At 54.7% G+C, this 12785-nt stretch carries 11 protein-coding genes and 2 pseudogenes; 8 read left to right on the top strand and 5 right to left on the bottom strand.

The genetic code is table 11. The features are described from left to right. Positions 1-500 (top strand): PDDEXK nuclease domain-containing protein (locus HZR81_RS22485; protein ID WP_500129305.1); only part of this gene is annotated, 500 nt, incomplete at its 5' end. A 310-nt stretch (positions 501-810) separates the two neighbouring features. Here the strand turns inward: HZR81_RS22485 and HZR81_RS22490 are convergent. From HZR81_RS22490 to HZR81_RS22500, 3 genes and pseudogenes are all read right to left on the bottom strand, one after another. Beyond that, on the bottom strand, positions 811-2007 hold the full coding sequence (locus tag HZR81_RS22490) for a GIY-YIG nuclease family protein (protein ID WP_004367244.1): 1197 nt from the start codon (positions 2005-2007) through the stop codon (positions 811-813). Beyond that, the gene (locus HZR81_RS22495) at positions 2000-4114 is read right to left on the bottom strand and encodes a DEAD/DEAH box helicase (RefSeq protein WP_500129306.1); all 2115 of its coding nucleotides are present in this window, start codon (positions 4112-4114) and stop codon (positions 2000-2002) included. Before HZR81_RS22495 ends, HZR81_RS22490 begins: the two co-directional genes overlap by 8 nt. Next, positions 4111-4323: pseudogene (locus HZR81_RS22500) on the bottom strand (PDDEXK nuclease domain-containing protein); the annotation flags it as partial. The gene HZR81_RS22495 and the pseudogene HZR81_RS22500, both read right to left, overlap by 4 nt. 135 nt (positions 4324-4458) lie before the next feature. Between HZR81_RS22500 and HZR81_RS22505 the strand changes: the two are divergent. Both HZR81_RS22505 and HZR81_RS22510 read left to right on the top strand, forming a co-directional pair. Beyond that, complete coding sequence (locus HZR81_RS22505) at positions 4459-4608, top strand: hypothetical protein (RefSeq protein WP_500129307.1); 150 nt, start codon at positions 4459-4461, stop codon at positions 4606-4608. Between the two features lie 229 nt (positions 4609-4837). Continuing rightward, positions 4838-5473, top strand: coding sequence for a recombinase family protein (locus tag HZR81_RS22510; RefSeq protein ID WP_500129308.1), 636 nt, complete (start codon positions 4838-4840; stop codon positions 5471-5473). A 564-nt stretch (positions 5474-6037) separates the two neighbouring features. Here the strand turns inward: HZR81_RS22510 and HZR81_RS22515 are convergent. Then, entirely contained in the window at positions 6038-7429 is a 1392-nt protein-coding gene (locus tag HZR81_RS22515) for a hypothetical protein (RefSeq protein WP_500129309.1), read from the bottom strand. A gap of 164 nt (positions 7430-7593) precedes the next feature. Between HZR81_RS22515 and HZR81_RS22520 the strand changes: the two genes are divergently transcribed. From HZR81_RS22520 to HZR81_RS22535, 4 genes are all read left to right on the top strand, one after another. Continuing rightward, on the top strand, positions 7594-8571 hold the full coding sequence (locus HZR81_RS22520; protein WP_500129310.1) for a PD-(D/E)XK nuclease domain-containing protein: 978 nt from the start codon (positions 7594-7596) through the stop codon (positions 8569-8571). Next, complete coding sequence (locus HZR81_RS22525; RefSeq protein ID WP_500129311.1) at positions 8568-8804, top strand: hypothetical protein; 237 nt, start codon at positions 8568-8570, stop codon at positions 8802-8804. Before HZR81_RS22520 ends, HZR81_RS22525 begins: the two co-directional genes overlap by 4 nt. Positions 8805-8893: 89 nt before the next feature. Next, positions 8894-9127, top strand: a complete 234-nt coding sequence (locus tag HZR81_RS22530) for a hypothetical protein (protein ID WP_500129312.1) — start codon at positions 8894-8896, stop codon at positions 9125-9127. A 62-nt stretch (positions 9128-9189) separates the two neighbouring features. Next, complete coding sequence (locus tag HZR81_RS22535; protein ID WP_500129313.1) at positions 9190-9804, top strand: hypothetical protein; 615 nt, start codon at positions 9190-9192, stop codon at positions 9802-9804. Between the two features lie 591 nt (positions 9805-10395). Here the strand turns inward: HZR81_RS22535 and HZR81_RS22540 are convergent. Then, on the bottom strand, positions 10396-12024 hold the full coding sequence (locus HZR81_RS22540; protein WP_500129314.1) for a DUF5623 domain-containing protein: 1629 nt from the start codon (positions 12022-12024) through the stop codon (positions 10396-10398). 484 nt (positions 12025-12508) lie between these two features. Between HZR81_RS22540 and HZR81_RS22545 the strand changes: the two are divergent. Next, positions 12509-12785, top strand: a pseudogene (locus HZR81_RS22545) (recombinase XerD); the annotation flags it as partial.

A 12785-nucleotide genomic window follows, 5' to 3' on the forward strand; every position in this document is an offset into this window, starting at 1 on the left:
GTGGCAAGGCAGTCAGCAACTTCGAAAACCACCTGCCCAAACCGCAGTCCGACCTGGCCCGCGAGTCGCTGAAAGATCCTTACCGATTCGACTTCCTCGGCCTGACCGATGAAGCACAGGAGCGTGAGATCGAAAACGCCTTAGTGAGGCATGTCACCGAGTTCCTGCTGGAGTTGGGCGCCGGCTTTGCCTTCGTCGGCCAACAGGTGCTGTTGGATGTGGGCGGTGACGAGTTTTTCATCGACCTGCTGTTCTATCACCTCAAGCTGCGCTGCTACGTGGTGATCGAGCTCAAGGCCGGAAAGTTCAAGCCCGAGCATCTGGGCCAGTTGAGCTTTTACCTCACGGCGGTGGATGCCCAGCTTAAACATCCAAACGGCAACGTCGCTCCGTCCCAATGCCAATTGCTGATGCAATACGTGCCGGGTACCGCAACGACCACGCAGATAATTGGGCCAACCCCCACGATATGTCCTCCAAGACCTCTCAGCAGCGGGTAACCCAGTAACGCTGTGGGTTTCAGCGACTTTCCACTCTTACTTTTCGCTGTGTTAGAAAATGGAAATTCAAAGGCGAAAAGAAATTTTCCCTGTATATGAAAAGTCGCGGCGATTTCCACGGTTTTGGGAGAGCCTGTAACTCAGTACTCCCGGGGGGGGCAGCCGCGTTAAGCTCTCACTCTTCGTATGGTGTTGTGGCTCCGTAAGGCTTCTATCATCACAAAAAAATAAGACCCCATTCCTTACAGATATTAGAGGGTAGCGAATTTTTGGTTTTACTGTGTCGCGAAGCGTATACCACCACGGTGCGTCAGCAACATTTCAGTAGACGAGCCGTTTGCGGGTCATATGCAAAATCGGTAATCGACCCATCCCGAATGCGTTCAACCGCCTCGTCGATCACATGTAGGGGCACCAAGAACCACTCCTTTGGTTTAACCGGGTGACCGAAACGGTCTTCGATGGTCAAGTCCAGCTGCGCCGCACCGAACAGGCGGTGGAAGATGTTTTCAAGCCTGGTGCGGTTCAGGTTGTGCAGTTTGTATGTCGCGACCACCTCCACATCCGCCAGCAGATAGGTGGCGTCTTTGTCTGCGCCTGCGATGCGGGTTTCCACTCGGCCGCCGGTTACGCCGATCTTGTGGATCAGCTCGCGGTGTTCGGCTACGAAGGGGTGGTTGGACTGGCTGCGCAGCACGTAGATAATGCCGCTCTCTATGTCGTCAGGCTCAGCTATGTCGCTGAACAGCGGGCCGGAATCCACCTTAATAAGCCGAGATCCGGCGCGCCCCTCACTGTCTTTGTAGAGCGCCCGCTGTAGGGACCGCAGTAACAGATCGCTTTCCGTCTCATTGGAGTAGATAACGCGTAAACGCCCATTGGTCTCCGCATTCGGCGTTTTGTAGGTTTCTCCGACTTCGGCGACGTAGGCAATGAGCCCGCTCAGAATGAAGAAGTCTCCCGCTTCAATACTGGCATTCTTGCCAAAAGGCTTGGTCACCCAGCGTTTTTGCTTGAGGCCTATTTCCACTTCATCAAAAAGCGGCTTGAATTTCTCGAAGTCTTTACATGGGTTCCGAGCGGCAATTTCTTCTGCCGCCTTGATTGCCGCGCTGGATCGCACATGCCGCAGAACGGTGATGTCGTCCTGATCAACGGACTCACCGCCGATGCCCAGCTCAGCCAGCAAGGCGTCCTCATCTAGGTCATCCACATTTACTGTGGCGACCGCAGCACCTGACAGTAGGCCGTGACTATCCAGGCCGGTCAGTAAGGTGTGTGCCTCCGGCAGCTTGCGCAGTTGATCCAGGCGCACGGCATACAAGCGCTCGAAGATGTCGCGGTCTTCGCCATGCAGTGGGGCGCGCCCGTGAGTTTGATAGAAGCGCTGAATATCCTCGAAGCCGGCGATGATGCGCTCTTCGCGAGGAGTTCGAGTGGCTGTCTTGAGCGTTGGGACTTCTACCCCCAGCGCATCCAGCAGGTCGTCATCGTTCATCTCAGCCATTGGCGGATTCCCCCTGCGCCGCTTTGGCTTGGGCACGGTAGCGTGCCAATGCGGCTACGCCTTCAGCCAGGCGTTTTTCCCAGGCATCGGCGGAGTTGATGTCGGGTAGGCGGCCGCGTTCGTTTTTGAACTGCAGAGCACGCCTGGCCAGCTCTCGCGCCTCATCTTCGGGGATGCTCACCTTCTTGGCCGCAATGCTGGCCTGCACCTGGCGCAGAGACTTTTCATCCATCGCCTTCGCCAGTACTGCATAGGCCGCGTCGAATGGGTTGATGCGGTCGATCAGGTCAATATCCAGTTCGCGCACGTTTACGAACTTACGTACGCCATCTAGCAGCGCCGTGCTGCCCTGCACGTTGTCGCTACCGCTAGCATCAACTTGCGCTAGAGCCAGTTTGGCCTGCTGGGTAATGTTCATGGCGGCGATGGCATGCTGGCGGATGGCTTCCTGGTCAACGTCGCTCAAGTCGGGGTAACGCTCGCGCACGATCTTGCCCATGCGCATTTGGGTCAGCTCTTCCGGCAAGGTGTTTTCCTTGTCGAATAGCCCGCGCTCCAGGACGGTTTTGTCTTGCAGGAAGCTGGTCACTACTTCGTTCAAGTCTTCTTTGCAGATGCGCGTGGCTTCTGTGCTCTGTGGTGTGGTTAGGCCGTTGATCTCGACATGGAACTGGCCTGTTGTTTCATTCACGCCCAGGTTGGTGCCACCCGCTTGATACCCCTCCGGCCCGTAATTGAAACCTTCTTTCGGCCCAGTATCTTTCGGGGTGAACTCATAGCGCGGGGCCAACACCTGTTCCATCAGCAGGCTGGCGGAAATGGCCTTGAGCATATCGTTTACCGCTTCAGCTACAGCAGCTTGGTCAGCCATTGGCTCAGCGATCAGGTTGGTGAAGCGCGAGCGCTCCTTACCTTCAGCGTCACGTGTGGCACGGCCAATGATTTGTACGATTTCAGTCAGACTCGAACGGTAACCGATGGTCAGCGCATGTTCGCACCAGATCCAGTCAAAGCCTTCCTTCGCCATGCCCAGCGCGATGATCACATCCACGTTGTCGCGGTTGTTCTTCTGCGCCGGGTCTTTCAGTGCGCCGAGCACTTTGGAGCGTCTGATTGGGTCGCTGTCATCCACCAGGTCGGCCACTTTCAGCGTACGGCCGTCTTTGGCTTTGATCAGGTGGAAGCCGGTTGTCGGGTCGACACCCTGCCACTCGCCGAGCGCGCTCATGATCTCGTTAACCTCGCGTTCCTTGTCCTTGAGGCTTTCGCGGGCATTTACGTTTGGAATGTGGACAATGGTCTTCAGCGCCGGGTCCAGCACCTTGGCGACCGCATCCACGTACTTCCCAGTGTAGAAGAAGTAGCCAATATCCAGGGACTTGAGCCAGCGGTAGCCGTTGAGCTGCTCGTAGTAGGTGTACGTCACTGTTTCAAATTTGTTCTCTTCCGAGGGGGCCAGCACGGCCTCGCTGTCGCCACGGAAGTAGGAGCCGGTCATGGCAACCAGGTGCACCTTGTCGCGGTTGATAAATGCGCTCAGTTGGCTGCCCAGTTTGTTGTCTGGGTTGGCGGAAACGTGGTGGAACTCGTCGATGGCAATCAGGCGGTTGTCGAAGGCTTCGATGCCCAACTCTTCCACGGCAAAGCGGAAGGTGGCATGGGTGCAGACCAGCGTCTTGTCGGTACTTTCCAGGAAGGCGCGCACGGCTTCCACCTTGGATTTGGCCACGCGCGGTTCGTCAATGCCTGGGGCGTTGCACAGGTTCCACTGTGGCGCCACCTGCCAGTCCCAATAGAAGCCGTGCTGAGTCAGCGGCTCATCGGCGAAGCTGCCGCCAATGGAGCGCTCAGGCACCACCACGATGGCTTGTTGCAAATCCTGGTTGTGCAGCTTGTCCAGCGCGATAAACATCAGTGCGCGTGACTTACCGGATGCTGGGGGCGATTTGATCAGCAAGTACTTTTCGCCGCGCTTGGCGTAGGCGCGTTCCTGCATGGTACGCATGCCCAACTCATTGGCCTTGCTGGAGGCGCCTGTGTGCGCCGTGGTGATGGATACCGAGGGCACTGTGTAGCTGTTGGTTGGGTTGTGGGTCTGTTCGGTCATTGTGAGTCTTCTTCCATGGATGCGCCGTCGCCTGCCAGCTCACGCTCAATCTGTTCAATGCTGGGTAGGCTGGTCTGCAGCTCGGGTGGAAGAGATTCCACCAGTTGATATTCGGCTACGCCTATGGGGCGAGCGTTGTCGCGTAGTGCGTATTCGGCCACGACCTTGTTCTTGCTTTTGCACAGCAGCAGACCGATGGTGGTGCCGTCGTGTGACCGCCACTACGGCAACGGGCTCGCGCTGAAGTTGGGGTTAGATATTGAAATATGGACGTCGCGTTGCCGTCAGGCCTCCACTGTGGCAACGGTCCGTCGCTCACACATTACTGACTAATAGGAATCGTTATGGAAGACCGCTATCACATGCTCCTGATAGCCATCGGCTCGAGCCTATTGGTACTGGGAACAACAGCACTGATTGGCTTGGTGGTGGCGTGGCGTTTGGATAAAAAGAATGAGCGTAGCGGCTCGGATGACCCACCGAAGCCACCGTAATTTTATCGGCACACCGTCGCCTTGAGCGCCCCTATCGGCTAAAAACTCAAAGTCAGCAGTCGAGATGAAAACTTTAGGTAAGCCCGTGTGGGACAGCATTTTTGGGTATGCCTCAGCTGATACAGGCGACTCCACAACAGCGCATTCTTATCACGAGATAAGTAGCACCCAAAATGAAACGATTAATCTGAAACACCCAAATTGGAACAGCACGCCTAGAGGATCAAGCATGTTCGTCCGTGCATACCTTCGAGCCAGTACCGCCGAACAGGATGCCTCTCGCGCCCGTTCCGCTCTGGAACAGTTCGCCACTGACCACAGCAAGGTCATAGCCGCACACTACACCGAGAACGCATCGGGGACCCAAGCTGATCGTCCCGAGTTGCTGCGTTTATTTGCTGACTCCCGCACCGGAGACGTTCTGCTGGTGGAAAGCATTGATCGACTGTCCCGCCTGCCGGCTGATGACTGGGCGAAGCTCAAAGCAGCCATCGACAGGAAGGGACTGCGAATCGTGGCTCTCGATCTTCCAACTAGTCACCAAGGAATGCGCGACACTACAGGCGATGAGTTCACCGCCCGTATGCTCGGAGCAATCAACAACATGATGCTCGACATGATGGCCGCCATTGCCCGCAAGGATTATGAACAGCGACGCGCCCGGCAGGCTCAAGGAATCGAAAAAGCTAAGAACCAAGGGAAGTACCAGGGCCGTCCGGTTGACGTGGCCCTTCACGCTCGCGTTAGTGAGCTACTTGCCGCCGGACTGGGGATCAGGGCAACAGCACGACACGCCAACTGCTCAACCACCACAGTGCTTAAAATCCGAGATCAGAGACAAAGAGATTCGGGCTCGTTTTCTTGATTGACACGGCAGCCACGACAGATTTGACCCCGGTCTTTTTGTACAGCTTCATGGACATCCACATAACCTGCAGCCTGGCGTCTCGCGTCCACCAACAACTGCTCATATTGCTGATCCAGCAAGGCGACTATCGCTTGCGGTTCTCTGCTCATGGCCACGGTTCCAACTGCTTCTAGAGCCCAAATGTTGGCATCTCACCCGGCATCAGAAATTCGCTTTCAGGCGGTTTTTCTGTCAGAAATATATGGAGGCGGGGTTGGTAATATAACGCTGCCGCTCTGGCGCGCGTTAGATGGGCGGCAAATCACGACATTGCAGGCGTAAAGCAACATTAAGTGCAAAGGTTGCACAACAGACGACGACGGATGCCCCTGGCTCGCAGTTGACCAGAATCAACGAATGCCAAAGTGATGATAGGCAGAGAGTTACGAAAGGCTGAACCTTCTGATCCGCGGCTTCCGCCCCAGTCGGATCTTTAACGCTCGCGCTTCGAACATTGCGCTGTTGGTACGCAAACATTCCCAACCACAAACAGAATGGCAGTTGCGCGGAACAAAAATACGGTTATGACCCGCCTTGCCCGGCCGGCGAATGCAAAGTCGTAGACGGCGCACGGGTGCCACGGAGTTCTTCCGCGATAGTGGTCGCCTGCTGCAGAGCGGCGCTGTCAAGAAAAGAAGCGTTCAGATCGAACGTGATGGCATCGTCGTCAGAGCTTTCCTTTATCGCATAGGGCCCAAAGAGGATGTCGTTGCTTCCCTCAACATGGGGCTGAAAACGTGACAGGGGATTACGACTGTCGTTCCCATTGTGTATTGCTATCGCTGAACCATTGTCGCTGTACATGGTACGCAGAACGGAGGGATCGCGCTTGCCGCTAACCCATTGCCGGGGAGTGACAGAATCGCCGTTCATTACTAGCGGAACGCGGAAGAGGTAGAGTACCTCGCCCGCATCTTCGAGCCTGTTGAACGCCGCCTCATAGTCCGGCTGCCGGCCCAAAACGCACTCGATGTCCACCTGCACGTCGAAAAACGCCACTTTGCCGGCATTCGCTCGCACGTCATAGAGGAAATCCAGAAGTTTCGGGCTAGCTTGGTCAGCCACGGTAGGGCAGAACGTGTACCAGCCGGAAATAACGGGCATCTCGACACCTTTCGCCACCGTCGCAGTAGCCGGCTCTGTCTGAGTAGATATTTCTTTCAAGGGACTGTTTGCTAGCGAAGATGCAGCAGAGACTGACGCTTGTGATCCAGATGGAGGTGCGCTACCAACTGGAGGATTCTGATGCAGCAAAGCCCATAATCCAGGCACGCTGTAGCCAGACAACGTCGCCAGCATGCTTGGAAGATTAAGCCAGGCAGTTAACACGGTGACGCTCACAGCAACGCCGGCCATGATCCTCCTGCCCCACGACGGCTTAGCGCTGATCAGCTTCATGCCGCCGGGAAGTCGGTTACGCAGACACAGTATTCTGCTTCGAAACTTGAGCCACCGCATTCGGAACCGGTCAGAGTGATAAACCGTCTGATCTACAACGCTGGATGCGCGGCAGCAGCGAGCGAAGTCGTGCACCGCACGATCAAGCCATTTATCGGCGGTTGCATCAGCCGGACTATCGAAGAAGCCCCAGAAAATCGGCTTCTCTGTGCGCCGGCACGTTTCGTAGGGGTAGATTAACGCCGCAACGTGGCCAAATCTGGTGTCCTGTGACAACACGAGCGCCGCACCGCCTTCTGCCAGGGGACTGCCGTCGTCGTTAGTCGATATCGGGTGGGTACCGGCAAACAGCTGGATCGTCCGTCGACTATCGTCACGGTGCACGTATAGATACTCAAAATAGTCGTGTCGTGCCTCTTCGGCAGCAGCGCGCATGTGCTGCTCAATGACGGGGGCATGCTGAGCCCAGATTCGCAAGCGGGTCTGCGGCGTTAGCCGTCCAACAAAGATACTCATCAAGTCCCCGAGTGTTTGGAGTCATTTTGCACGAACACCTAGTACCAACGGCGGACAGGTAATCATTTTGTAATCGGCCTATCCATCGTCGCCACTGAGCTATTATAAGTGCCATCACGGTGCCAGCACCGCTTTTACACAAACATTAGAGAGCCCAAGGAATCATGGCCGAGACGATAAACATCGCGAAGATGGCGGAGAAGCTATCGAAAGGAATTTTCAACGAGTTTCTCTGGGGGCGCATGGAGCACACCAACATCAACTGGCCGTGCGAGCACCAAGAGGCGCACGAGGCGAAGACCCACCCCTCCGATGTCGTCTTCTGGTATGACGAGCCGTATTCGCAGTCTCGCACCTACGTGAACTGCGACCTCAAGAGCTACGCGAAGGGCACCATCAAAACCCAGGCCATCCGGGAGGCAATCGAGAGCCTAGCCATGAGCCTGCGGTGCGCCGAGATCAGCCAGAAGTTTAGCGACACCTACATCCACCCGGATGTGTCAGCGAACATCCAGGGACTTCTTTTCGTCTACAACCATGATAACGAGTATGACAAGGACTTCGCCAAGATCCTTGAAAAGGTGAAATGTGACGACTTGGACATCCCGAAGGGCTCCAAGATCGTTGTGATGGGCCCTGAGGATATTTACTGGCTGAACAACGTTCACCACGAGATCATCCACTTGCGCGGCGGCATCGGTCTACTGCCAGAACGGGATTACTGCAAGTTCTACTATCCCCATCTGGTTCGCAAGAAGAACGTCCAGCTCGAACATGCCAAAGCTGCAACGCTAGATATGCTGACCGCGCCTTGGATCATTTTGTCCTACGTAAACCCCAAAAAGGGGAGCAAGCAAGGCTTCGTGATCTTCATGCGTAAGCGAGGAATCACGACCGATGAGTTTCTTTACCTCATTGAGTACCTGATGCACTACCAAGTAATCAAGGCCGAAACAGAAGTCACGATCCGCCTGGTTGACCCACACCAAAACGCTTCTGCTAATTTCGCCAAGGCAAAAGACCAGTACGTAACTGACTATCAAGGCGGGGACGATCTCCGGCAGATTCTGGATGCCATTGACTTCGGCAAACTTGAACACGTACGCACCACCTTCTGTGAGCTGGAGCTGTCCCGCCAATGATCAAAAATGCGCTTCAGTACTGTGCGACGGACAAGGAAATTCACGACGCGTTGATGTCGGCCAAGCAGAAAATCAACGAAAAGGTTCTGCTTGAACTGGCAAAGGACAGGGGGATTTTCTACTCCGCCAAAGACAGCCGGGATGACTTGGTCAGCGCCATCTCTCTCCTCCCTCATGACTATCATGATCTGAACACCCTATTGGAACAGCGAGAAAGGGCGAGACGCTACTAGCGTCCGAGGAGTACCAGAGCCTGACCAAGAAGGGTTTCTTCATCACCTCGATTATCTGGCGCTCCGTACTGCACAAGGCACCACAACCAATGGTTGAATTTGAGGCAGCGTTTGAGGAACCGATGCAAGGGAAAGGTTTCAAGTACTTCGTCCGAGGTGCTTACCGGCTGGTAGAACTCGAATACACCAAGACGATCCGGCCGGTCACCGCCGGCGACAAAGAAATCTATCTGGGCATCATTGAAGAAACCGCTGCGAAGGTAATCAAGGAACTCAGAGTGCAAGCTCAAGCAGCTGGTGATACGCAAGGAGAGCTAGCATGAACAGGGTGAGATGGCTGAATGCCCAATGGCCTTCATCGATTCGATCAGTAGGGAAGAAGCTCATGGACATGCCATTCACGGAGGAGAGCATGGATGGCTTCGCTATCGAACGAATCAGGGATGACTTCATCGAGGGGCGTTACATCGAAAAGTACAGTTATCAGGAGGTGATATCGACCCCCTTTGGGAGTGAAGAAGTGCTTGATCGAATAGGGTACCGGACAACGGAGTTCACGCTTTTCGACTCCCCTCCCCACATTGAGCTCAGAAATTACCAGCGCAGCCTCAAGGAACTGATCAGCCGCTTACTTGAAGCCTGCAATTTCAACCTGGTAGTGACGCCTCCTTCGGTAAACCTGATCGAGTGGGTCTCGGCTCTGCAGGACGCGGTAGATCAGACAGTCACCGTCGACTCGCTCCAAGTCTCCGGTGTCGAAATAGATGAAGGGGTGACAGGGAAAATTTTGCTCAAAGGGGTAAAAGATGTACGCGATGCTACCGATGTTCTTCTGGCCGGCCGCAAACATGTACTAGAAAAAGTCCAAGTAAAATTTTCGGACTTTAACAAAACCGTTGCCATCCAGCTGTCCAATAAAGGCACCGCGAAGCTACCTGCAGTGCTACCGAGCGATCTTCTACGTCATCTACGAGCGTCCTTTCCTCGCAACATCAGTTGAGCAGTCGCCAGATATAGATATATGAAGAGGGATACCGGCCCGCTAGAGCATAAATTGCAGTCCAGCAAACCTACGCAAGTAATCGAGGACTTCTTTTGGCCGGTTCCTACCTAGCGTTCTGAGCGGGAGTGATTATTCAGAAGTCTACAAACCAGTTGTAGAAGCGATACCCCGCAAGAACTGACACCGCGCATGTGGTTAGGCTCAATAAAGGCCATTGCCCTTCAACGCCCAGCCACCACTGCACTTTGAATAGAAACGCTCCCATCAACACACAGGCCAGAACACCTAGAACCAGGCCAACCAACGCAAACAACCGAGCCCCTAATCCTGGATTTGCTCCATGCCAGTTCTCACTCAGGCAAAAGGGGCAATGATTCGACGAAGGCGAATAGCCCCAGAAACCACGGCTATATGTCGTTCTCGGAACCATCGCTTTGCCACAGTTGTGACATGGAACCATCGAGTGCCTCATACCGCACCTCAGCTGAGATCGCCCTAGATGAGCCCATGGTGCGCTATCTCGAAAGAAACCCAAGCAGATGACCCGACTGCTACCCACAGGTAATAACGTTCCCCCCAACGCTCAGTTCATCTGATCTTTCGTTGTTTGAACCAGACATGCTCAGGTTCGAAGTAGAAAGCGTTGCGCACCTCTTTCTCATACTGCGAACGCGTCAGCGCTGCGCCCGTGTAGCGGTAGAAAACAAGATCATGCAGATGCTCAAGAATTGACTGCTCGCTATCTGGGTCTGCTGCATTGAACTCATACCCCATGCCCTCTTCTTCCTCCTGCCACGACTTGAATAGGAGGGGCCGGACCGCAGCGACTAAATCGGCTTCCCAGCTGCCCCCCATGATCGCTGTCTGTTCCCAGACAGACTCAGAGTCGAATGAAAGTTCGTGCTTAGGGTCGGTGGCCACTAGGCCAATGGAGTCCATCGGTAGCTTGTAAGTGGTCTTCTGCCAGTGACCTTCAGTTTTCTCCATCCAACGGTCGAACTTCTGTTGCAGCAGATGGATCTGGCTCAGCAACCTCGATCGTGGCGTGCAATGTTCGTAGCCTGCTTCAATGCAGTCTCGGATACCCTGAATGGCGGTGCGAACAACTCTCTCTTCTGCCGGAGCAAGGAATGGCACTGCTCGATAAGTGCGGGACATCCCGAAATAGCACTTGCCAGCCCTTTCCTGGCCACCAATCTCTAAAGCCATCCAGCCAGCAAGGGTTTCACGGATCTCGCTGAGGTTGCGCTCCAAGCCTGGTTTCCCTTGGACAAGCTTGCCGACACGCGCCAAAGCATGAGAAATTTCTTCATGCTTTTCGTGTGAGAGCGAGTTCAGCGGCCTGCGTAGGCTTGGGTGTAAGGCGGATCCAATCACCATCGATACGCCTTCATTGGGTTGCAGGTTCTCCGAATCCTGACGGCCGGCCCAATACAATCGTTTGGGATCGATGAGACTAGAGGTTGCCTGTACCCAACCGCTGAGTCCCGCGTGATCCAGCAACCCGAGGAGAGCCTCTTTAGACTCCTTACCGGCCAGCAGGGCATTCAATGCAAAACCGGCAAACTCTTTGAATCCTGGGTGCCCAGCAACTTCCTCAGGAGACCCATTCAACGAACGGATCACAGATATTGAATGCAATGCGTGCAGGTACTCGATAATCGTAATGCGCGCGGCTTCTGGGGTTGATGGCTGGACATGTAGCCACGCATTTTCAGAAGCTTTGGGCTCATTCATCAGTGCGTGCGAAAGGCGTCTGATATTCCAAGGAGCACCCTGGCAGATCTCAGCGGCGTCATCGAACAGCATCGGCGCACGGAACCAGAGCCGAGCACTAACTGAATGGCAGAGCCCCTTGGGTGCATGAATGTCCTCGAACAGCTGGAGCAACACCAAGCGCTTGGCTACTGCTTCGGTTTGATGCTTGTCAGCCGGTTCAAATCTCACACCGGTGCGATCTTCTAGCCGGTACGGATAGCCAGGTAATACACGCAGTTCTGCAGCCAGGCGAGTAACCTCGCTGGCAAACGACGCTTGCGCGTCTCGTATCCGAATTTCAGCCATGGCCATATGGGCGGTGGCTTGCTTCCAGCCAGAGAATCCGAAGTCGGCCGCAGCGATGTCCAAAGCTTCGCTGTGCCTGGTATCGGCAACAGAGCGGAGCTGCTTGGCGTGATTCTTGAGATGGCGCTGTAGGCGAGAGGTATAGCTGCTCATACGAAACCCTTCGTGCTTACGCAGCCGGAGAGGCATCACCCGCGAATACCGACAAGGCTGCTAGCAGCACAGAGTCAACGTATGAATAGAAAGATTGCAGTCCCTACAAGGGTTCGCTATAGCGGGTGGCAGGTCTCTGCATAAGGCCTCCGGCTGATAAAACCACAAGCACGCGTATAATTCAAGATGTCACGCCGCATCCTCATCTGATGCCCTCAGGTCGACAGGCAAAACCATCGCAAAGGACGCCAGTTCAACTCCTTATCGACCATTCGTCGGGAGTTTCCAAAGGGGGCATTTCAGGGGGCACTTATCAATAAACCTATATAAATATTCTTTTGAATCAACATCTTACAACAGTAGTTATAAAGCCCCCGGCTCCACCAATTCAACACTGAAACCCGTCTAGAACGCGGGTTTCAGGCCAGATTTGATGGCATTGGATTACTCACAGTCCGTCTGTGAATCCAAAAGGTATGCCATCATGTCCAAGCGCCAAAGCAAAACGGGTGTCCCCCACCTGGTCTATCAAGCCAACACTGGCTTCCAGTACTACCTCACATTCCCGAAGCATTTCGCGGCCAACCCGAAATTGCCTGCGCAAATCCGGTGGTCGCTCAGCCACGACGAAGCGCTTGCCCGCGACCTTGCGAGGTATCTGAACACGGCTTTCGAGCAGTTCCTTGCCAAAGCAACAGAGCACTACGTCGAGCTTTTTTCTGACCGCCTGCTGGTTGACCTCCAAAGGTTTCACCTTGAGG

Source organism: Pseudomonas sp. LM13, from assembly GCF_041381355.1.
GTDB lineage: Bacteria > Pseudomonadota > Gammaproteobacteria > Pseudomonadales > Pseudomonadaceae > Stutzerimonas > Stutzerimonas frequens.